This is a genomic window from Pseudomonas sp. KBN12P06040, assembly GCF_037574965.1.
In the GTDB taxonomy this organism is placed as follows: Bacteria; Pseudomonadota; Gammaproteobacteria; order Pseudomonadales; family Pseudomonadaceae; genus Pseudomonas; species Pseudomonas aeruginosa.
Window position 1 is genome coordinate 3015005 of the sequence record NZ_JBBELS010000001.1, and the last position, 20876, is coordinate 3035880.

Annotated in this window: 19 protein-coding genes; 4 read left to right on the top strand and 15 right to left on the bottom strand. The window is 68.3% G+C overall.

Annotated features, from left to right (window positions below; genetic code table 11):
• Window position 1 precedes the first annotated feature (1 nt).
• The 4 genes from VQ067_RS14245 to ptxS form a co-directional block, all read right to left on the bottom strand.
• Complete coding sequence (locus VQ067_RS14245) at window positions 2–1309, bottom strand: MFS transporter (RefSeq protein WP_340080840.1); 1308 nt, start codon at window positions 1307–1309, stop codon at window positions 2–4.
• A 62-nt stretch (window positions 1310–1371) separates the two neighbouring features.
• Window positions 1372–2322: a sugar kinase gene (locus tag VQ067_RS14250; protein ID WP_031636159.1), complete on the bottom strand. Its 951-nt coding sequence runs from the start codon at window positions 2320–2322 to the stop codon at window positions 1372–1374.
• The gene (locus VQ067_RS14255; RefSeq protein WP_033991574.1) at window positions 2315–3097 is read right to left on the bottom strand and encodes a TIM barrel protein; all 783 of its coding nucleotides are present in this window, start codon (window positions 3095–3097) and stop codon (window positions 2315–2317) included. The genes VQ067_RS14250 and VQ067_RS14255 overlap by 8 nt, the downstream gene beginning before the upstream one ends.
• Before the next feature lie 71 nt (window positions 3098–3168).
• The gene (gene ptxS / locus VQ067_RS14260) at window positions 3169–4191 is read right to left on the bottom strand and encodes a transcriptional regulator PtxS (protein ID WP_003089268.1); all 1023 of its coding nucleotides are present in this window, start codon (window positions 4189–4191) and stop codon (window positions 3169–3171) included.
• A gap of 562 nt (window positions 4192–4753) precedes the next feature.
• Here ptxS and ptxR point away from each other — a divergent pair.
• Window positions 4754–5692, top strand: a complete 939-nt coding sequence (gene ptxR / locus VQ067_RS14265; RefSeq protein ID WP_003124663.1) for an HTH-type transcriptional regulator PtxR — start codon at window positions 4754–4756, stop codon at window positions 5690–5692.
• 102 nt (window positions 5693–5794) lie between these two features.
• Here ptxR and pvcD read toward each other — a convergent pair whose 3' ends face one another.
• The 6 genes from pvcD to VQ067_RS14295 form a co-directional block, all read right to left on the bottom strand.
• Window positions 5795–6442 (bottom strand): paerucumarin biosynthesis heme-binding protein PvcD, encoded by a 648-nt coding sequence (gene pvcD, locus VQ067_RS14270; protein ID WP_033955189.1) that lies wholly within the window; start codon window positions 6440–6442, stop codon window positions 5795–5797.
• Window positions 6435–7937 (bottom strand): paerucumarin biosynthesis protein PvcC, encoded by a 1503-nt coding sequence (gene pvcC / locus VQ067_RS14275; RefSeq protein ID WP_003089259.1) that lies wholly within the window; start codon window positions 7935–7937, stop codon window positions 6435–6437. Before pvcC ends, pvcD begins: the two co-directional genes overlap by 8 nt.
• A gap of 51 nt (window positions 7938–7988) precedes the next feature.
• A complete protein-coding gene (pvcB, locus tag VQ067_RS14280) occupies window positions 7989–8864 on the bottom strand; it encodes a paerucumarin biosynthesis oxygenase PvcB (RefSeq protein ID WP_003110740.1) in 876 nt (291 codons plus the stop codon).
• Window positions 8865–8881: 17 nt separating this feature from the next.
• On the bottom strand, window positions 8882–9868 hold the full coding sequence (gene pvcA / locus VQ067_RS14285; protein WP_033991575.1) for a paerucumarin biosynthesis protein PvcA: 987 nt from the start codon (window positions 9866–9868) through the stop codon (window positions 8882–8884).
• Between the two features lie 214 nt (window positions 9869–10082).
• Window positions 10083–11069, bottom strand: a complete 987-nt coding sequence (locus tag VQ067_RS14290) for an asparaginase (RefSeq protein WP_023095619.1) — start codon at window positions 11067–11069, stop codon at window positions 10083–10085.
• A 99-nt stretch (window positions 11070–11168) separates the two neighbouring features.
• The gene (locus VQ067_RS14295; RefSeq protein ID WP_003089254.1) at window positions 11169–12614 is read right to left on the bottom strand and encodes an alanine/glycine:cation symporter family protein; all 1446 of its coding nucleotides are present in this window, start codon (window positions 12612–12614) and stop codon (window positions 11169–11171) included.
• 168 nt (window positions 12615–12782) lie between these two features.
• Between VQ067_RS14295 and VQ067_RS14300 the strand changes: the two genes are divergently transcribed.
• Window positions 12783–13601, top strand: a complete 819-nt coding sequence (locus VQ067_RS14300) for a transcriptional regulator (RefSeq protein WP_003089253.1) — start codon at window positions 12783–12785, stop codon at window positions 13599–13601.
• A 132-nt stretch (window positions 13602–13733) separates the two neighbouring features.
• On the opposite strand, the gene lpdA is transcribed toward VQ067_RS14300, so the two are convergent.
• Genes lpdA through VQ067_RS14320 form a run of 4 tightly spaced genes read right to left on the bottom strand, consistent with a single transcriptional unit; the run spans window position 13734 to window position 18700 of the window.
• Window positions 13734–15128, bottom strand: a complete 1395-nt coding sequence (lpdA, locus tag VQ067_RS14305; protein WP_033991576.1) for a dihydrolipoyl dehydrogenase — start codon at window positions 15126–15128, stop codon at window positions 13734–13736.
• 3 nt (window positions 15129–15131) lie between these two features.
• A complete protein-coding gene (locus VQ067_RS14310; protein WP_003131834.1) occupies window positions 15132–16418 on the bottom strand; it encodes a dihydrolipoamide acetyltransferase family protein in 1287 nt (428 codons plus the stop codon).
• Complete coding sequence (locus VQ067_RS14315) at window positions 16419–17471, bottom strand: alpha-ketoacid dehydrogenase subunit beta (RefSeq protein ID WP_003089248.1); 1053 nt, start codon at window positions 17469–17471, stop codon at window positions 16419–16421.
• A complete protein-coding gene (locus tag VQ067_RS14320; protein ID WP_003111886.1) occupies window positions 17468–18700 on the bottom strand; it encodes a 3-methyl-2-oxobutanoate dehydrogenase (2-methylpropanoyl-transferring) subunit alpha in 1233 nt (410 codons plus the stop codon). The genes VQ067_RS14315 and VQ067_RS14320 overlap by 4 nt, the downstream gene beginning before the upstream one ends.
• A gap of 309 nt (window positions 18701–19009) precedes the next feature.
• Here VQ067_RS14320 and VQ067_RS14325 point away from each other — a divergent pair, with 309 nt between their 5' ends.
• Window positions 19010–19471: an Lrp/AsnC family transcriptional regulator gene (locus VQ067_RS14325; RefSeq protein ID WP_003089245.1), complete on the top strand. Its 462-nt coding sequence runs from the start codon at window positions 19010–19012 to the stop codon at window positions 19469–19471.
• A gap of 71 nt (window positions 19472–19542) precedes the next feature.
• On the top strand, window positions 19543–19836 hold the full coding sequence (locus tag VQ067_RS14330) for a hypothetical protein (RefSeq protein ID WP_340080841.1): 294 nt from the start codon (window positions 19543–19545) through the stop codon (window positions 19834–19836).
• Here the strand turns inward: VQ067_RS14330 and VQ067_RS14335 are convergent, their stop codons facing one another.
• Window positions 19837–20838: a DNA topoisomerase IB gene (locus VQ067_RS14335; RefSeq protein WP_340080842.1), complete on the bottom strand. Its 1002-nt coding sequence runs from the start codon at window positions 20836–20838 to the stop codon at window positions 19837–19839.
• Window positions 20839–20876: the final 38 nt, after the last annotated feature.

Genomic DNA, 20876 nt, shown 5'->3' on the forward strand with positions numbered 1-20876 from the left:
GTCAGGGGTGGGCCGGCGCCGCCCGCCGCGAGGCGTGCGCGCGAGCGGCATCGGGCTCGCGCTTGTCGGCGTGCGGGTTGAGGAACACGGTGAGCAGCACCGACAGCAGCAGCGCTCCGCTCATGAACAGATAGGAAGCCCCGGGCCCGCCGGTGATGCCGTTCAGGTAGCCGACCAGCCAGGAGCCGGAGAACGAGCCCAGCGCGCCCATGCTGTTGATCAGCGCCATGGCGCCGCCGGCGACGTTGGCCGGGAGGACTTCCGGGACGATGGCGAAGAACGGTCCGTAGGGCGCGTACATGCAGGCCCCGGCCAGCACCAGCAGGGCGTAGGACAGCCAGAAGTGCTCGCTGCCGAGGGCGTAGGAACCGTAGAAGGCGATGGACGCGATGAGCAGCGGCGGCCAGACGAAACGCTTGCGTTTCTGCAACCGGTCCGAGGCCCAGGACACTCCGAGCATGGCGATCACCGCCGCCAGGTAGGGCAGCGCCGACAGCCAGCCGGCTTCGATGATGTCGATGTTGGCGCCGTGCTTGAGGATCGACGGCAGCCAGAGGACGAAGCCGTAGACGCCGATGCTCCAACAGAAATACTGCAGCGAGAGGACGATGACCTTTGGCGAACGGAACGCCTCGCGGTAGTTCTTCACTGGCTTGATGCCCTGCTGCTCGGCGGCCATGGCGTCTTCCAGGTCGCGTTTTTCCGAGCCGCTCAGCCAGGCGGCCTGGCGCGGGCGGTCTTCCACCAGGCGCCACCAGATGAAGGCCCAGATCACCGCCGGCAGGCCTTCGATGATGAACATCCAGCGCCAGCTGAAATGCTCCACCAGGTAGCCGGAGACCACCGACATCCAGAGGATGGTCACCGGGTTGCCGAGGATCAGGAAGGTGTTCGCCCGCGAGCGCTCGGCGCGGGTGAACCAGTGGCAGAGGTAGACCAGCATCGCTGGCATCACCGCCGCCTCGACCACGCCGAGGAGGAAGCGGATGCCGATCAGCAGGTAGACGTTGGCGACCATCCCGGTCAGGGTGGCCAGCCCGCCCCAGAGGATCAGGCTGACGAAGATCAGCTTCTTGACGCTGCGCTTTTCCGCGTAGATCGCCCCCGGCACCTGGAAGAAGAAGTAACCGAGGAAGAACAGCGCGCCCAGCAGCGAGGACAGCCCGGGAGTGATCCGCAGGTCGTCGGCCATCCCGGAGGCGGCGGCGAAGCCGTAGTTGGCGCGGTCCAGGTAGGCCAGGCTGTAGGTGACGAAAACGATCGGCATGATGTACCACCAGCGGCTGCTGGCGAGGCGAGGCATGGTCATGGTCGGGTATCTCCTGAGCTTGTCTTGTTCTTGTCGCAACAGGTGCCGCGTGGGCGGCGGGTTCAGGCGCTCCTGCGGTGCTCGCGGTCGAGCAGTTGGCTGCGTTTCGGCAGCCCCTCCATGTCGCCGCGGACCTGTACCGCGCGGCTGCCGATCCAGTTGCCGCGCGCCACCGCGTCGGGCAGCGGCAGACCTTCCAGCAGCGCGCTGACCACCCCGACCGCGAAGCCGTCGCCGGCGCCCACGGTGTCCACCACGGTCGCCACCGGCACGCCGGGGACCAGTCCTTCGCCGTGGGCATCGCGATAGTAGGCGCCGCTCGGGCCGAGCTTGATCGCCACCGCGTCGACACCCATGTCCAGGTAGAACGCGGCGATATCCGCGGGTTCCTGCCAGCCGCTGAGCAGGCGGCCTTCCTCCAGGCCCGGCAGGACCCAGTGGGCATGCGCGGCGAGGGCGTTGATCTCGGCGATCATGCGGCGCTCGCTGGGCCACAGCGAGGGTCGCAGGTTGGGGTCGAAGGACAGGCTGGCGCCCTTGCCGCGCATGCGCCGCATCAGTTCGTGGGACAGTTCGCAGGCACTCGCCGAGAGTGCCGGCGGAATGCCGGTGGCGTGCAGGTGGCGGGCGCCGAGCATTTCTTCGCGGATATGGGCGAGGCCCAGCCGGCTGGCCGCCGAGCCGCGGCGGAAGTACTCGACCCGCGGGTCGGCACCATCGACCTCGCGGGACTTCATCTGGAACCCGGTGGGCGCTTGCGCGTCGACCTCGACGAAGCGGCAGTCGAGACCCTCGCGAGTCAGGCTGTCGAGTACGAAACGGCCGAGCGAGTCGTCGCCGACCCGGCTCAGCCAGGCCACCGCGAAGCCGAGGCGGGCGAGGCCGATGGCGACGTTGCTGTCGGCGCCGGCGATGCGCTTGCCGAACTGCTCGACCCGGTCCAGTTCGCCGGGCTGTTCGGCGACGAACATGGCCATGGTCTCGCCGAAGCAGAGGATCTCGAAGTCAGCCATGCTGGCGTTCCTCCTGGGGATGGCCGAGGCGGGCGAGGGCGGCGATGTGCCGGCGGCTGAGACTGAGCAGGTCGTCGCCCAGCAGCGGGTATTCGATGGCCCGCGCCACGCCTTCCGGGAAATGCTGCAGCAGGCGCTGCCAGTACTGCAGGTCGGCGGCCGACGGCGGCACCGCGACCAGCTTGCCGTCGCGGTTGCGGATCACCGCCTTGCAGTGCACGTAGCCGACGTAGCGGCCCAGGCGCAGGGCGGCATCGTCCACCGCCTGCTCCTGCCAGCGCCAGTTGCCGATGTCGAAGGTCATCGCCAGGTCCAGTTGCTGGCGCTCGGCGAGGCGGAAGAAGCGTTCCAGCACCTCGATCCGGCCGCCCTGGGGCGTCTGGTCGTTCTCCACCAGCAGTTGCAAGCCGTGGCGCGCCAGGCGCCGGGCGAGGGCGGCGAGGTCGGGCTGTTCCGGCAGATGACCGAGCGAGACCTTGAGCCAGCCGGCCCCGCAGGCTTCGGCGCGGCGCAGGGTCGGCTCCAGCTCGGGGTTCAACTGGCCGTCTTCGCGCCACAGCTCGAGGGGCGAGGAGAACACGCATTCCAGCCCCTGCAACTGGATGGCGGCGGTCAGCGCTTCGGTATCCGGCGGGCCGGCGAAGAGTTCCTCGCGCAGTTCCACGCGCTGCGCGCCGGCCATCCCCAGCAGGGGCAGGAAGCTGGCCTGGCCGCGACTGCGAACGAGGTCCGCGCCGTAGCTGGAAAGACTGATGGAGACAGGGTGAAGGGACATTGGCGATCCTCTGAAACCGGTTTCATTTCAGGCCGTGCGAAAGCCGCCGGCAACGCGCCGGCGGCAGGCCGCTAGCCGCGTGGATGGGTCGAGCCGCGAACGATCAGTTGCGCCGGGAAGGTCACCCGGCGCGCCGGCTCGCGGTCGCCTTCGAGTCGCGCCAGAAGGCGCTCGAAGGCGGTGCGGCCGATTTCGTCGGTGGGTTGGGCGAGGGCGGTGATGCCGCTGCCCACCAGCGGGTACCAGTCGAGTTCGTCCAGGGCCAGCAGGCCGACCTCGTCGAACAGCCGGCAGCCGAGGTCGCGCAGTTGGCGGGTGGCGCAGAGGGTGGCGACGCCGTTGCAGGTGAACAGCGCCTTTGGCCCGGGGCCGCTGGCCGAAAGGAAGGCGCGCAGGCCGTCGCGGAAGAAGTCGTCGGTCTGCAGGACCTGGCCCTTGAGCGCCGGTCGCCGGCCGATGGAGGCATTGAAGGCCTGGACCCGCTCGATCCGCGAGCTGGTGCCGTCGAGCGGTTCGGTGACCAGCAGGATGTCGCGGAAGCCGCGTTGTTGAAGGTGGTCCAGGGCCTGTTCGACGGCGTCGGCGTTGTCCAGGCCGACCAGGTCGGTATCCAGCTCGGCCAACTGGCGGTCCACCAGCACCATCGGCAGTTCGCGGTGCAGGGCGCGCAGTTCGCCGGGATGGTGGCCGAGGGTGTTCACGATCAGTCCTTCGACGTTGTAGGACTGCAGGGCGGCCAGGTGATGACGTTCCTGCTCGTCGTCGCGGTCGGTATTGCACACCACCAGGCTGTAGCCGTGTTCGCGGCAGGCGGTTTCCACGCCATGCATGACGGCCACGGAGTAGGGGTTGAGGATGTCCGCCACCAGCATTCCGATCAGCCGTGTGCGCCCGCGCTTGAGGCCTCGGGCCATCTGGTTGGGGCGGTAGTCGAGCTGGTCGATGGCGCGCTCGATGCGCCGGGCGGTGGCATCGGCGAGCAACTGGCGGTCGCCGCCGATATAGCGCGACACGCTGGCCTTGGAGACGCCGGCGGCCTCGGCCACCTGGTTGATGGTGACGCGGCCACGGCTGGGCAGTACTGAACCATTCACGGACCTGGTACCTCTTGGTGCTGTTCTTATTGGTGTGTCCGGCTGGTCTTCGCCAGCGGATGCCAGGAGCTGAAACCGGTTTCAGAAAATACCAGAAGGCCGATGCCCGTCAACGGAAAAAAAACGCCTACCGAGGGTCGGTCAGGCATGACAGCCAGGAGGCTGTTCATGAAAAACGAATAATCGTTTCGCATGATGGCTTTCGATTATTAATGTCGAATGGAATGAATGTGCCGTATCTCCATAAATAAAAAGGAAATTTGTCCAATACTTGAGAAACTACTTTAAGAGTGGTTTGTCGGTAGAAAGCGATCAATCAGGCGGGGCTCGCTGACATGAAAGCACCCGGCCGACCGTCTGAAGCAGTTCTCATTTATCGGAAAACGAAGGTGGCGCGCTGAAACTTATGCGCGCCTGGCGGTCTTTAACGACGACCTGACCGCCCGGTCGCGTCATCACGCTCACCGATCGTTGCGGGTCCTGTCGAATGCCGCCGTTCCGTCGCAGCAGGATTTTTCGACAAGACCCGTCCGGACCCACTTCCCGGCTAAGGAATGACAGGATGAGCGCCGCCCTGGAGCGATTGAATCATCTGAACCTGAATCACTTGTATGCCTTCGTCGCCGTCGCCGAACACAACAGCTTCACCGCCGCGGCGGAGGCCCTGGGCTTGTCGAAATCGCTACTCAGCGAGCAGTTGCGACGCCTGGAGGCCGACCTCGGGATCCAGTTGCTGACCCGTACCACCCGTCGCATGACCCTTACCGATCGCGGCGAACTGCTGTTCGGCGTGGCCCAGCGCATGCTCGGCGAGCTGGACGGCGCGCTCTCCGATGTGCGCGACCTGCAGGGCGAGCCCAGCGGCCGGTTGCGCATCACCGCGCCGCAGGATTTCGTCAAATGGCACATCAGCAGCGTTTCCGCGGCGTTCATCCGGCAGTTTCCCAAGGTCCAGGTGGAAATGCTGGCCGACGACCAGTTCAGCGATCTGGTCGGCCAGCGCATCGACCTCGCGGTGCGTATCGGCTGGCCGCGCGATTCCGGCCTGCATGCCAGCAAGCTGTGCGACTTCCAGCAGGTTGCCGTGGCGACGCCGGGATACCTCGCCGGCTTGTCGCCGGTGCTCCAGCCGCACGACCTGGCGCGCTGCGAATGGATCGGCCATACCCGCCTGAGCACGCCCTGGACCTGGACCTTCGAACGCCAGCGCGAGCGCGCCACGGTGCAGACCCGAGGGCGCCTGCTGGCGAACAACACCCTGGCGGTGTACCGCCTGGTGCTCGACGGTGCCGGCGTCAGCGTGCTGCCGAGCTTCCTGGTCGCCCGCGAGATCGCCCGCGGACGGCTGGTCCGGCTGCTGCCCGGCTGGCACCTGCCGCAGGGCGGCATCTACGCCCTGTATCCCTCGGCGCGCTACATGCCGGTGCGGGTCAGGGCGTTCATCGAGTCGCTGCGCGAGCATCTCGGTCGCGAGCCGTTCCGCCTGGCGCAGGGCGAATGACGCCGGGCATCCGTGCCTGGGGGTAGGGCGAATAACGCCACAGGCGTTATCCGCCGCCGACGTCGCGGATAGGCGGCGGATAACCGCGAGCGGTTATTCGCCTTACGGCCCCAGGCTGCCCAGGTAGCCGGCGAGCGCCTGGATGTCGCTATCCTCCAGGCCGCCGGCGACCACGCGCATGGTCGCGCTGTTGCCGCGCTTGCCGTCGCGGAAGCCGTGCAACTGGGTTGCCAGGTATTCCGCCCATTGCCCGGCAAGGCGCGGCGCCTTCAGCGCCGCCAGGCCCTGGGCGGCGGGCCCGTGGCAGGTGACGCAGGGGGGTACGCCGCGCTGCGCCAGGCCGTTCTCGAAGAGCTGGCGACCGCGTTCGCGTTGCGCCGGGTCGGCCAGGGTCTGTTCGCCGGCGCTCATGCGCTGGGCGGCGAACCAGGCGGAGACGTTGACCACGTCCGCCGCGCTCAGCTCCTCGCCGCGACCGTTGGTGGCCGGGTTGCGCCGGCGCTGGGTCTTGAGGTCGTAGATCTGCTTGTACAGGTATTCCCGGTCGAGCCCGGCGAGCTTCGGGTAGCTGCGGTTCGGTCGTGGCCCGCCGTTGCCGTCGTCGTCGTGGCAGCGCGAGCACATCTTCTGCGCCATCGCCTTGCCGCGCGCCAGGTCGGCGGGCGCGTCCGGGCCCGGCACGGCGGCGGCCAGCGGCAGGGAAAGCAGGGCCGAGAGGCAGCCGGCCAGCCAGCGTTTACGCTCAGTCATGCTGCCAGGGCCCCCGCAGCCAGCCGTGGATGTCGTAGTCGGCCATGCAGCGCTGGACCATCGCCTCGCAGTAGGCCAGGTGCCCGCGACGGCTGGCCCAGGCCAGCGAGTCGAGGCGGATCTGCTCGGCATTGCCGGAATAATGGCTCTCATAGACCGCGTGGCGCGCGCCGAACTCGCTGCCGGTGGCGTCCCAGATCAGCTTGAACAGCTTCAGGCGCTGCTCCGGCTCCAGCTCGGCACCGCGGTAGTAGCTGTCCACCAGCCGCCGCGCCTCGCCGTCGCGCAGGTCGGCGGCGCCCGAGACGGTGACCAGCGGGGCGCCGCCGAGGGCGCTTTCCAGCAACTCGCGGACACGCTTCCAGATCTGCGGCACCTGGATGCGCAGGGCATTGGCGTACTCCAGGCGCGGCACCGCCGAACCGGCGGCGTTGCGCTCCGGGTCGCGGGCCATGGCGGTGGTCAGCGCCTGCAGCAGGTGCTGCAGGGCGATCAGCTCGCCGAGGGCCGCCTGTATCCCGCGGAAGCCCTGGGTGCCATTGGCGCGCACGCCGAGGGAAAGCAGGCCGATCATCAGTTCCAGCTTCACCCCGAGGCGGATGCCGGACTGGAAGTTGTACAGGTTGGCGAAGCCCGACTCGGCATAGAAGCCGGTGGCGCGGCGCAGGTCGCGGTAGACCAGGACGTCCTCCCAGGGAATCAGCGCCTTGTCGAACAGCAGCACGCTGTCGTTCTCGTCGAAACGACTGGACAGCGGGTAGTCGAAGGGGCTGCTCGCGCGTTCCTCGTAGGATGGCCGGCACATCAGGCGCAGGCCAGGGTTGTCCATGCGGGCGAAGAATACAACGGCGAAGTCCTCGGCCTTGCCGGCCTCCATCTGCGCCGAGGCGACCGGGGCGACGAAGGTGGCGTTGGTGATGGCGCTGCCGGTGGCGAGCATCTTCGCCCCGCTGACGACGATACCCTGGTCGGTCTCGCGTTCGACGTGGACGAACACGTCGCGCATCTCGTGGATCGCCTTGCTGCGGTCCAGCGGCGGATTGATGATCGCGTGGTTGAGGAACAGCCCGCGGTCGGCGAAGGCGCGGTGCCAGGCGCAGGCGTTCTGCCGGTAGTCGCCGTAGAAGCCGGCGCCGGCCTCCAGCCCGGACATGAACGCCGCCTTGTAGTCCGGGGTACGCCCCATGAAGCCGTAGGTCATGCGCGACCAGCAGCCGATCGCCTCGCGCGCGCCGAGCAGGTCCTCGGCGTTCTGCGCGGGGGTGAAGAAGCGGTGGCTGCGGCGGCCTTGGGCATCGACCCGGGTGAGGACGTCGCGCTGCTCGCCGTGGAGGCCGTCGTAGAGCCCGGCGATGCTGCGGCAGGCGTTGCGGAACGCCCTGTGCCGGGTGACGTCGGCGACCCGTTCGCCGTTGAGGTAGACCTGGCGACCGTCGCGCAGGCTGTCGAGATAGTCGGCGCCGGTCATCAGCGCGTTGGGGACGGAATGGCTCATGCTGGTTCCTTGTCGGGACGCCGGCCGTGGCGCGCACGGCCGGCGGGGCGGTCAGTCGCGCTGCAGGTGCGGGTTGCGCAGCGCCGGCTCGGCGTGGATATGCACCCGCCGCAGGTGGCGCGGCGCGCGGTGGACGAAGGCCTCGCGACCGTGCAGCAGGGTCAGGTTGTCGGCGATCACCAGGTCGTCGCTGCGCCAGCGGTGGGCGTAGTGCGCCTGTGGGTGGTACAGGCAGCGGCGCAGGCTGGCGAGCAGTTCGCCGCGCTGTTCCGGGGCGATGCCGTCGTAGTGGAACTCGGAGGGGTTGATGAAGCTGGCGTCGCCCTCGACCGGCGGTTCGCAGAAACGCAGGATGGGGAATTCTCGGCGCGGGTGGCGCTCGACTATCGGTGCCGCCGAGCGGCTGCTGTAGTGCGCCGCGCTGCGCTGGTACCGGCCGCTGGCGCGGCGCCAGAGTTCCAGCTCGCTACTGTCGGCCAGTTGCAGCGCCGCCGGGGTCGAGCTGAAGGTGGTGCGGCCGCCGTCGCTGTCGCCGGGCGCGTCGACACAGTGGAACACCTGGAATTCCGGCACCGTCTCCAGGTACATGCCGTCCCAGTGCAGCGGCACGTAGTTGTTGGCGAAGATGTGGTCCTCGGCGCCTTCCTGTTCCACCAGCTCGAGCACCGCGCCGAACGGCCACAGCATCACTTCGCCGAAGTCGTGGCAGTAGCGGGTCAGGCTCTCGGCGTCGGCGAAGGCGGCGAAGCCGCGCAGGAGCAGCAGGTGGTGGCTGCGCGCCAGGCCCTTGAGCCACTGCGCCGGCAGCTCGCCGACGTGCATGCCGGGGCGGCCGGGCTCCAGCAGCAGGCCGAAGCGCGGCTGGTTGCCCTGTTCGTCGCGCAGCGGCGAGAGACGTACCGGTTGATCGCTGAGATAGGCGTTCATCGTCTGGCTCCTCGGGCTCAGGCCACGGCGGCGCGCCGGGCGGCCCTGGCCGGCAGGCGGTAGTGACTGGGCTGGCCGTTTATCTGCACCAGTTCGCCGCCGAGTTCCAGCACCTCGCTGCGCTTCATCAGCACGAAGCGGTCCTCGGTGTTCACCGCAACGCCGTGCCAGGGCGTCAGCCAGTCGTCGCGGGTCGGCATCATGTGGATGCCGAACTTCAGGCTGTCCGCCGGCTGCGGATGGATGGACAGGCGGATCGCGCGGGGGAACTGGTCGGCCAGCAGCGCGCCCCAGGCCCAGCTGCGCTGGATCACCCCGTAGGCGCGCTCCTTGGCGTCGCGTTGCAGGGCGGTCTTCGAGCCCTGGTAGTCGGGGGTCAGGCCGTCCTCGTAGAGGAAGCGGGTGATGGCGCGGTACAGCAGCAGGCCTTCTTCGCTGGCCAGCAGGGTCTCGCGGATGCTTTCCAGCGGCTCGGCGTAGCCGTCGATCAGCAACTGGCGGAGCTGCTCGTGGTTGTCGCGCTGGGCCTCGAAGGCGCGTACGTCCTCCAGGTTGAACACGCCGATATGGGTGGCGCCGATCTCCTCGATCATCAGGCGCAAGGCATCCTGGTAGGCGCTGATGTGCGCATCGCCGATCCTCACCAGGTCGCCGAACACCCGGCCGTCGGAGCAGACGGTGATCTTCGCGCCCGGTGCATAGAACAGCTGGATGCGCTGGCACAGGTGGTTGAGGAACGACAGCGACAGGCGCTCGGCCATGTCCGGACGGCTGTCGAGGACCTTGCCGGGGTTCGGCGACTTGGCCGGAAACGCCGGCAGGACGAACTCGATGGGCTCGCCGGCTTCGATGAAGGCGGCGATGCGCGGCAACTGGACCTGTTCGATGCGGCGGACCTCGTCCGCTTCGCTGGCGCTCTGGCGATGCTCGGGGTAACGGCGGCGATAGAGCAACAGTTCTTTCAATACGCGTGCGGGACGGGTGTCTTCGGCGATGGCGTACATGCAGGTGTTTCCTCCTTGTGGGCGGATGCCGGCGGGGCCGGCAGCGGAAGGCGACATCCTGTGGACTCGCCGCCGGGGGATAAACCGGGGAAGGCCGGAAACACTGTTCGCTGAAGCTTGACGATGGGCGCCGGGCACGGGCGGGCCGCCGGCGTTGTCGCGTATCGCGGGGAGCGCGGAAGGAAGCGGCCGCCGGCGGGCGGCCGCAGGGCGGTCAGTCGGCGTTCTCGCCGCACAGGTCGAGGGCGAACCAGCGTTGCGCTTCGTCGCGTCCGAGGCCGGCGCCGAGCAGGCCGAAGAGCTTGCCCAGGGCCGCCTCGCGGGTCATTCCGCCAGCCGAGACCAGGCCGGCGTCGCGCAGGCGGCTGCCGGCGGCGTAGACGCCGAACTCGACCTGGCCGTAGGCGCACTGGCTGACCGCGGCGAGCAGCACGCCGCGGGCGTGGGCTTCACGCAGGGTCGCCAGCAGCTCCTCGTCGTCGGACGGGCCGGTGCCGCTGCCATAGCATTCCAGCAGCAGCGCTTCCACGCCGCTGTCGAGCAGTCCGCGCAGGTGCGCGGCGCGCAGCCCTGGATAGAGCGGCAGCACGGCGAGGTTCACTTCCCGGCGCGGCTGGCGGTAGCCGAGCGCCGCGGGCACCGGCGCATGCTCGGCGTGGCGTGGTCGCGGCAGTTCGGCGAAGGCGTCGAACGCATCGCTGCGCAGCTTGCTGACCCGCGCGCCGTGCAGCAGGGCATCGTTGAAATAGACCTGTACGCCGCGCGCGTGGCCCTCCTGGAGGACGCGCAGGGCGCCGACCAGGTTGTCCCAGGCATCGCTGCCCGGCGCGCCGGCCGGCAGCATGGAGCCGGTCAGCAGCACCGGGATCGGCAGGTCGAGGAGCAGGAAGGACAGCGCCGCGGCGCTGTAGGCCAGGGTGTCGGTGCCGTGCAGGAGCAGCACGCCGTCGTGGCCGGCGTCGAGCGCGGCGACGATGGCGTCGCGCATCGCCAGCCAGTTGCCCTGGGTCATGTTGGCGCTGTCCAGCGGCGGTTGCAGTTCGGCGAAGCGCCAGCGCAGGTCCGGGGCGTCGCCGAGGCTTTGCAGGTGGTCGCGCATGCGCGCTTCGAAGCCGCCGGCCGGGGCCAGGCCCTGCGGGGTCTGCAACATGCCGATGGTGCCGCCGGTGTAGAGCACGAAGAGGTTCTTGACTGGGAGCATCCGTAATCCTTGTGTCGGGCCTTTTCGCGACGGACGTGCGAAGAGGGGACGCCATTGTGGCGCAGGCGCCGCTCCAGGGGGAGGGCGCCTGCGCGAAACTCAGCGAGTGCCGCTCGGCAGCGGCTCGGCGTCCGCCTGCGCCGGGGGCTCGGCGTGCTGGCCGGCGGGCCAGGCTTCGCGGTCCAGGTCGAGGTCGGCGAACTGCGCCGAGTCGAACACCGGCTGCTTGATCCCGGCGCGGCGCTGCACGTCGTAGTCGCGCATCACCCGCAGGCCGACCTTGAACAGCAGAGCCAGGGCCATCAGGTTGACGAAGGCCAGGCAGGTCATGGTGATGTCGGCGAAGGCGAACACGGTGGACAGGTCCTGCACCGAGCCCCAGACCACCAGGGCCAGCACCAGCGCGCGGTAGCCGATCAGCACCAGGCGGTTGCGGCTGAGGAACTGCAGGCTGTTCTCGCCCAGGTAGAAGTTGTAGAGGATGCAGGTGAAGACGAACAGCGACAGGGCCACGCTGACGAACACCCGGCCCCAGTCGCCGACCACCGCGGCCAGGGAGTTCTGGGTGAGGACGATGCCGTCGCCTTCGAAGCCCGGGGTGTAGAAGCCCGAGAGCAGAATCAGCAGGGCGGTGCAGGTACAGATCACGAAGGTGTCGAGGAACACGCTGAAGGCCTGGACCACGCCCTGCGCCGCCGGATGGCGCACGGCGGCGACCGCGGCGACGTTCGGCGCGCTGCCCAGGCCGGCCTCGTTGGCGAAGACGCCACGCTTGACGCCCATCACGATGGCGCTGCCGAGCAGGCCGCCGAACGCCGGGTCGAGGCCGAAGGCGCTCTTGACGATGGTTTCCAGCATTGCCGGGACGTGCTCGATCTGGCTGGCGATGACGTACAGGGTGACACCGATGTAGGCCAGGGTCTTGATCGGCACCAGCAGGTCGGAGACCGCGGCGATGCGCTTGATGCCGCCGATGAAGACCACGCCGAGCAGCACCGCCAGGGCGATCCCGGTGTGCTGCGGGGCGAAGCCGAAGGCGTTCTGCAGCGAATGGGTGACGGTGTAGGACTGCAGGCCGTTGAAGGCGAAGCCGTAGGTCACCAGCAGGAGTACCGCGAAGACCACCGCCATCGAGCGCAGCTTCAGGCCGTGCTGGATGTAGTAGGACGGGCCGCCGCGATACAGGCCGTCGCCGTCGCTGCGCTTGTAGACCTGGGCCAGGGTGCATTCGAAGAAGCTGCTGGACATGCCGACCAGCGCGGTGACCCACATCCAGAACACCGCCCCCGGACCGCCGAGGGTCACGGCGATGCCGACCCCGGCGATGTTGCCGGCGCCGACCCGGCCGGCGAGGCTCAGCATCAGGGCCTGGAAGGAACTGAGCTGGCCGGCCTGGCCGCGCAGTGATTCCCTGAACACGCCGAACATGTGGCCGAAGTGGCGGAACTGGACGAAGCGCGAACGGATCGTGAAGTAGGCGCCCAGGCCGACGATCAGGACGATGAGGACTTTTCCGGAAAGGAAATCGTTGAGCATTTCAAGCATGGAGGTCTACCTCGGTTCTTATTCTGGTACCGGCGTGCGCTGCGGCAGCGCCTTGGTGCGCGGCGCATGGTTGGCCATGACGCACCTGGTTACAATTTCGCGGGTTGCTCCTGCTTGATGCGACCTGATGCTAGAATCGCGTCCATAGCATCACTTTCGGAGCCGCCGATGTCCGAGCACCTGGGCGCCAATCTCAAGCTGCTTTGCAGCCATTACCGCTCGATTTCCGAGGTTTGCCGGCAATTGGCGATCAATCGCGCACAGTTCAACAAGTACCTCAGCGGCCAGAGCCAGCCGACGCCGTACAACCGCAAGCGGATCGGCGACTTCTTCGGCGTCGAGGACTACGAGCTGGGCTTGCCGCCCGAGCAGTTCGCCCGCCTGATCGGCGCCCGTGCCAGCGCCCAGCCGCGCCAGTCCAGCAACGACCCGCTGTTGCGGCTGCTGCAACCGCTGCGCGCCGAGGCCGGCGACCTGGGCCGCTACTGCGGCTACTACTTCGAATATGCCAACTGCATGTCGGTGCCAGGCAGCATCCTGCTCTCCCTGGTGCATCTCTACGAGGAGGACGGCGTGTTCCTCTTCGAGCGCCAGGAACGCCAGGAGCGCACCAGCAGTACCGACGTGCAGGCAGAGGAGTGGGCGCGTTGCCGTTATCTCGGCGCGGCCTTCCAGTTGCAGGACCGGGTGTTCCTGATCGACTACGAGTCGCTGACCCTCAACGAGATGAGCCAGACCATCCTCATTCCCAGTTTCAAGAGCCGTATCACCCGCCTGAACGGCCTGAAGATGGGCGTTTCCAGCGGTGACCGGCGGACCCCGGCATGCAGCCGGGTGGTCTGGGAGTACCTCGGTGCGGAAATCAACCGGATCAACGCCTACCGCCAGGTGCGCCTGTACCGCCCGGACGATCCGCGGATCGACGAGGATATTCGCCAGCGCCTGGCGGCGGGGAGCTTGCGGCATGGGTTGCTGGAGACGGAGTGAGGGGCGGGGGATCGCGCAGGGCGGTGAGACCTGCTGACGACCCGGTTCGCGGCCACGAAAAAAGCCCCCTTGCCCGACGGGCAAGGGGGTAATGTGCGCCGGTGGTTGGCCGGCTACCGAGGTTCGCGGGAATCAGATGTGCAGGGCGTGTCCCAGCGCGCGCAGGGCGGCTTCCTGGACCGCTTCGCCGAGGGTCGGATGGGCGTGGATGGTGCCGGCGATGTCTTCCAGGCGGGCGCCCATCTCCAGCGACTGGGCGAAGGCCGTGGACAGTTCCGAGACCGCCTTGCCCACCGCCTGCCAGCCGACGACCAGGTGGTTGTCGCGACGCGCCACCACGCGGACGAAGCCTTCGTTGGCCTCCAGGGTCATGGCGCGGCCGTTGGCGGCGAACGGGAAGCTCGCCACCAGGCAGTCCAGGCCGGCATCCTTCGCCTGCTCCGGGGACAACCCGGCGACCACCACTTCCGGATCGGTGAAGCACACCGCGGGGATCGCCACCGGGGCGAACTGGCGACGCCTGCCGGCGATCAGCTCGGCGACCATCTCGCCCTGGGCCATGGCCCGGTGCGCGAGCATCGGCTCGCCGGCGAGATCGCCGATGGCCCAGACATTGCGCATCGAGGTGCGGCACTGGTCGTCGACCTTCACCGCCCGGCCGTTCATGTCCAGGCCCAGGCTTTCCAGGTTCCAGCCTTCGCTGCGCGGCTTGCGGCCGACCGCCACCAGTACCTGGTCGGCGGCGATCTCGCGCTCCTCGCCGGCGCCGTCGCGGACCCGCACGCCGTTCTCGCTCGGGCCCAGCAGGCTGTGCCCGAGGTACAGCTCGACGCCCAGCTTGCGCAAGGCCTGGGCCACCGGCTTGGTCAGTTCCTCGTCGTAGCCCGGCAGGATGCGCGGTTGTGCTTCCACCACCGCCACCTCGACGCCGAGCTTGCGGTAGGCGGTGCCCAGCTCCAGGCCGATGTAGCCGCCGCCGACCACCACCAGGCGCTTGGGCAGGCTGCCGGGCGCCAGCGCCTCGGTGGAGGAGATCACCTTGCCGCCCAGCGGCAGGATCGGTAGCTCGACGCTCTGCGAGCCGGCGGCCAGCAGCAGGTGCTCGCACTCGATGCGCTGGCTGCCGCCGCCGGCGAGTTCGACCGCCACGCTTTTGCCGTCGAGGATCCTCGCCCAGCCCTGGACGACATCGACCCCGTGTTTCTTCAGCAGCGCGGCGACGCCGCTGGTGAGGCGGTCGACGATGGCGTCCTTCCATTCCACGGTGCGGGCGATGTCGATGCTCGGCGCCTGTACCTGGATGCCCAGCGCCGACCGGCCGGCATAGTGGCGGGCCTTGAGGTATTCCTCGGCGGCGTGGATCAGCGCCTTCGACGGGATGCAGCCGACGTTCAGGCAGGTGCCGCCGAGGGCGGCGCCCTCCACCAGTACGGTGGGAATGCCCAGTTGTCCGGCACGGATCGCCGCGACGTAGCCGCCGGGACCGCCGCCGACGATCAGCAGGGAAGTCTTCAGGATCTGGCTCATCGCTTACTCCAGGAACAGGGTGGCAGGATGTTCGAGCAGGCCGCGCACGGCCTGGATGAAGGCCGCCGCGTCCATCCCGTCGACCACCCGGTGGTCGAAGGAGGAGGAGAGGTTCATCATCTTGCGCACGACGATGTTGCCGCCGACCACCATCGGTCGCTCGACGATGCGGTTGACGCCGACGATGGCCACCTCCGGATGGTTGATCACCGGTGTGCTGACGATCCCGCCGAGCGCGCCGAGGCTGCTCAGGGTGATGGTCGAGCCGGACAGCTCCTGGCGTTGCGCCTTGCCGCTGCGCGCGGCTTCGGCCAGGCGCGCCACTTCGCTGGCGTTGCCCCAGAGGTCGCGCGATTCGGCGTGGCGCAGCACCGGCACCATCAGGCCGTTGTCGCTCTGGGTGGCGATGCCGACGTGCACCGCGCCGTAGCGGGTGACCACCTCGGCCTCGTCGTCGTAGCGCGCGTTCAACTGCGGGAAGTCGCGCAGCGCCACGACCATGGCGCGGACCAGGAACGGCAGCAGGGTCAGCTTGCCGCGCTGGCCACCCCATTTCTGGTTGAGATGGGCGCGCAGGGCTTCCAGGTCGGTGACGTCGATTTCCTCGACATAGCTGAAATGCGGGATGCGTCGCTTGGCGTCCTGCATCTTCTGGGCGATCTTGCGACGCAGGCCGATCACCGGCACCGCCTGTTCGTCGTGTCGCTCGGCATACCCTTGCGCGGCGCCGCCGCTGCGCGTGACGCTGCCGTCCTGGGTCAGGTAGGCATCGAGGTCCTCGTGGAGGACGCGTCCGGCGGGACCGCTGCCCTGCACGAATTGCAACTCGATGCCCAGGTCGCGGGCGCGCTGGCGCACCGCGGGGGAGGCCAGCGGGCGTTCGCCGGGCTGGCGCCGCTGCCGTGGCGCCTCGCTGTCGCGCAAGGCGCGCGGCGCTTCGGCGGCGGCTTTCGGCGCCGCGACCGGGGTCTCCTTGGGTTCCTCCGGGGCGGCTGCGACGGGCGCGGCCGGCGTCGCCGCGGCCGGACTCTCGGCGAGGTTGCCGGCGCCTTCCACCTCCAGGCGGATCAGTTCGCCGCCCACCGCCATCACCTGGCCCGGCTGGCCGCCGAGGGCGAGGATGCGTCCGGCCACCGGCGAGGGAATCTCCACCGTGGCCTTGTCGGTCATCACCTCGGCGAGAACCTGGTCTTCATTGACCGAATCGCCGACCTGGACATGCCACTCCACCAGTTCGACCTCGGCGATGCCTTCCCCGATGTCCGGCATCTTGATCACATGGGTACCCATTCAGACCTCCATCACACGCTTGAATGCCGCGCCGACGCGCGCGGGGCCGGGGAAATACGCCCACTCCTGGGCATGCGGGTAGGGGGTGTCCCAACCGGTGACGCGCTCGATCGGCGCCTCCAGGTGGTGGAAGCAGTGCTCCTGCACCAGCGACATCAGCTCGGCGCCGAACCCGCAGGTGCGGGTCGCCTCGTGGGCGATGACGCAGCGGCCGGTCTTCTTCACCGAGGCGACGATGGTTTCCAGGTCCAGCGGCCAGAGGCTGCGGAGGTCGATGATCTCGGCGTCCAGGCCGGTCTCGTCGGCCGCGGCCTGGGCCACGTAGACCATGGTGCCGTAGGTCAGCACGGTCAGCGCCGCGCCGGGACGGACGATCGCCGCCTTGTCCAGCGGCACCTTGTAGTAGCCGTCCGGCACCTGGCTCGCCGGATGCTTGGACCAGGGCGTCACCGGGCGGTCGTGGTGGCCATCGAACGGGCCGTTGTAGAGGCGCTTGGGCTCGAGGAAGATCACCGGGTCGTCGTTCTCGATGCAGGCGATCAGCAGGCCCTTGGCGTCGTAGGGGTTGGACGGCATCACCGTGCGCAGGCCGCAGACCTGGGTGAACATCGCCTCCGGGCTCTGGCTGTGCGTTTGCCCGCCGTAGATGCCGCCGCCACAGGGCATGCGTACGGTCATCGGCACGATGAAGTCGCCGGCCGAGCGATAGCGCAGGCGCGCCGCCTCGGAGATCAACTGGTCGGAGGCCGGGTAGACGTAGTCGGCGAACTGGATCTCCACCACCGGGCGCAGGCCGTAGGCGCCCATGCCGACCGCGGCGCCGATGATGCCGCTCTCGGAGATCGGCGCATCGAACACCCGCGAGGTGCCGTATTTCTTCTGCAGGCCTTCGGTGCAGCGGAACACGCCGCCGAAGTAGCCGACGTCCTGGCCGAATACCACCACGTCGTCGTCGCGCTCGAGCATGATGTCCATCGCCGAGCGCAGCGCCTGGATCATGGTCATGCTGGTGACCGTCTGGGCGTTCTCGTGTTGCGGGTTCATGGCATTCATACCCCGAGCTCCTGGCGTTGCCGGCGCAGGTGCTCCGGCAGTTCTGCATAGACGTCCTCGAACATGCTGGCGGCGCTCGGCACCCGGCCGTCGATCAGGGTGCCATGGCTCTCCGCCTGTTTCTGCGCGGCCAGTACTTCGGCTTCGAGGGCCTTGTGGGTGGCTTCGTGCTGTTCCTCCGACCAGATGCCGAGGCCGATCATGTGCCGCTTCAGGCGGGCGATCGGGTCGCCCAGCGGGAAGTTGGTCCAGTCGTCGGCGGGGCGGTACTTGGACGGGTCGTCCGAAGTCGAGTGCGGGCCGGCGCGGTAGGTGACCCATTCGATCAGGCTCGGCCCGAGGTTGCGCCGGGCGCGCTCGGCGGCCCACTCGGAGGCGGCGTAGACCGCCAGGAAGTCATTGCCGTCGACCCGCAGCGAGGCGATCCCGCAGCCCACGCCACGGTTGGCGAAGGTGGTGCCTTCGCCGCCGGCGATGGCCTGGAAGGTGGAGATCGCCCACTGGTTGTTGACCACGTTGAGGATTACCGGCGCGCGGTAGACATGGGCGAAGGTGAGGGCGGTGTGGAAGTCCGACTCGGCGGTGGCGCCGTCGCCGATCCAGGCCGAGGCGATGCGCGTGTCGCCCTTGATCGCCGAGGCCATGCCCCAGCCGACCGCCTGGATGAACTGGGTGGCGAGGTTGCCGGAGATGGAGAAGAAACCGGCCTCCTTGCTCGAGTACATGATCGGTAGCTGGCGGCCCTTGAGCGGGTCGGCCTCGTTGGAGAGAAGCTGGCAGATCATGTCCACCAGCGGGTATTCGCGGGTGATCAGGATGCCTTGCTGGCGATAGGTCGGGAAGCACATGTCGCCGTCGCGCAGGGCCAGGGTGTGGGCGGTGGCGATGGCTTCCTCGCCGAGGCATTGCATATAGAAGGAAAGCTTTTTCTGCCGTTGCGCGGTGAGCATGCGCGCGTCGAACAGACGGGTCTTGAGCATCGCCCGCATGCCGCGCAGCAGTTGTTCGTTGCTGAGCTGCGGATTCCAGGGACCGACGGCGTGGCCGTCGTCGTCGAGCACGCGTACCAGGCTGTAGGCCAGGTCGCTGGTCTCGGCGGGCTCGACATCCACCGGCGGCTTGCGTACCTCGCCGGCGGGGGACAGGTGCAGATAGGAAAAGTCGGTCTTGCAGCCAGGACGCCCGGTGGGCTCCGGGACATGCAGACGCAACGGCTCGTAATCACTCATGACAGGCCTCCGGCCCGGTCCGGGCCAAACGGTTGGAGAGATCAGAAACGGGCGAACGGCGCTCGAAGCGGCGGACTGGGCGGATGGCGGGTTCCCGTCCTGTGGGTGGGGGCGGGTTGCAGGCATGCCGGGGTACGGCAGGCGCGGTCGTACTGGGTGACGTCACTCATGGTGAGGCCCTCGGGTTTTGTTTTTGTAATTTCAGTATAGGCTTCGGGTGCTAGTTTTTTGCTCCAAATTGACTAAGGTATTCCGGCAGTATTGGGTTGTTTGAACTACAAGAATTGCTAACAAGAGAAACAACGCACCATGGCTGAACTCGACCGCATCGACCTGAAAATCCTCCGTGCCCTGGCCGACGACGGCCGCCTGAGCTGGCGCGATCTCGCCCAGAAGGTCGGCCTGTCGCTGACGCCGACGCTGCGCCGGGTACGCCGCCTGGAAGAGGAACACTACATCCAGGGCTACTTCGCCCGGCTCGACGAGGAGCGCCTGTCCGGGGCGATGAGCGTGTTCGTCTCGGTGTCCCTGGAAAAGCAGACCGGCGACTACCTCGCTCGCTTCGAGGAACGCATCGTCGATGCGCCGCAGGTCATGAGCTGTTTCCAGATGACCGGCGATGCGGACTACATGCTGCGGGTTGTGGTCAAGGATCTCGCCGCCTACCAGGCGTTCCTCACCAATACCCTGACCTGCATTCCCGGCGTGGCTGGCATCAAGTCGGCCTTCGCGCTGAAGTCGGTGATGCTGCGCTCGGCCCCGCCGCTCTAAGCATAGACCCTGTCTATCTGCGTAACGTTACGCTATTCTGATTGCGTAACGTTACGCAGATGGAGGCGTTCATGAAAGCCAGCAAACCCGGGCCCAAGCCGAGCGGCAAGGCCAAGTCGGCCGCCCAGCGGATGCGCGAATACCGCGCGCGCAAGGCCGAAGAGGCCCTCGGCGCCGAGCATTCCGACAAGGAGCGCGAGCGGCAGATCCGCCGTGAGGCGCGCGCCGAACTCGAACGCGTGAAGCTGGAGCAGCAGCGCCGCGAACACACCCTGCGCAAGGAACTGGAAGCCTGCCAGACCGAGATTGGCCGCCTGCTCGGCCTGCTGCGCCGGCACGGCATCGATTCGCACCCGGGCAACTGATCAGCCGGGCGTGTCGAGGAAGGCCAGCAGGGTCGCTTCCTCGGCACTCAGCCAGCGGCGCTTGCGGGCGCGCCTGAGCTGGCCCAGTTGCCCGGCCTGGTAGGCCTCGATGATCGCCGGGTGGATGTAGCATTGCCGGCAGATCGCCACGCTGTTGCCCAATTCGGCGGCGACCTCCGCCACCACCGCGCCAAGCCCGTCGGCTTCGGCACGCCGCAGGCGCTCCAGCGCCAGCGCGCTGCCGGCCCAGGTACGGTAGTCCTTGGCGCTGAAATCCTCGCCGGTATGCCGGCGCAGGTACTCGTTGATGTCGTGGGAGCCGATGCGGTGCGGCTGGCCGTCCTCGTCCAGGTACTGCAACAGGTCCTGGCCGGGCAATTCCAGGCAGCGCCGCAGCACCCGCGCCAGGCGCGGATGCTCCAGGCTGACGTCGTGCTCGATGCCGCTCTTGCCCTTGAAGCGGAACCGGATGCGACTGCCGTTCACGTCCACGTGCCGGGTACGCAGGGTGGTCAGGCCGTAGGAGCGGTTGTCGCGGGCGTAGCGGTGGTTGCCGACGCGGATCAGGGTGGCGTCGAGCAGCGCAACCGCCAGGGCCACCACCTTGTCGCGACCGAGGCCGGGCAGGCGCAACTGGGCGTCGATGTGCCGGCGCAGCCGCGGCAGCGCCTGGCCGAAGCGCAGCAGGCGCTCGTACTTGTCGGCATCGCGTACCTCGCGCCAGCGCGGGTGGTAGCGGTACTGCTTGCGCCCACGGGCGTCGCGGCCGGTGGCCTGGAGATGGCCGTTGGGGTCGGGACAGATCCAGACCTCGCGATAGGCCAGCGGAATGGCCAGCTTGTCCAGCCGGCGGATCTCCTCGGCGTCGCCGATGCGCTGGCCGTCGGCATCGAAATAGACGAAGCGCTTGCCCTGCCGGCGTCGACGGATGCCCGGCTGGCGGTCGTCGACGTAGCAGAGGCCGGCGGGCAGGGCGGGGATATCCGGTGGCGCTGCGCTCATGCTTGGGTTCCGAAGGAAAGCTTGCCTGTTTAGGCCGC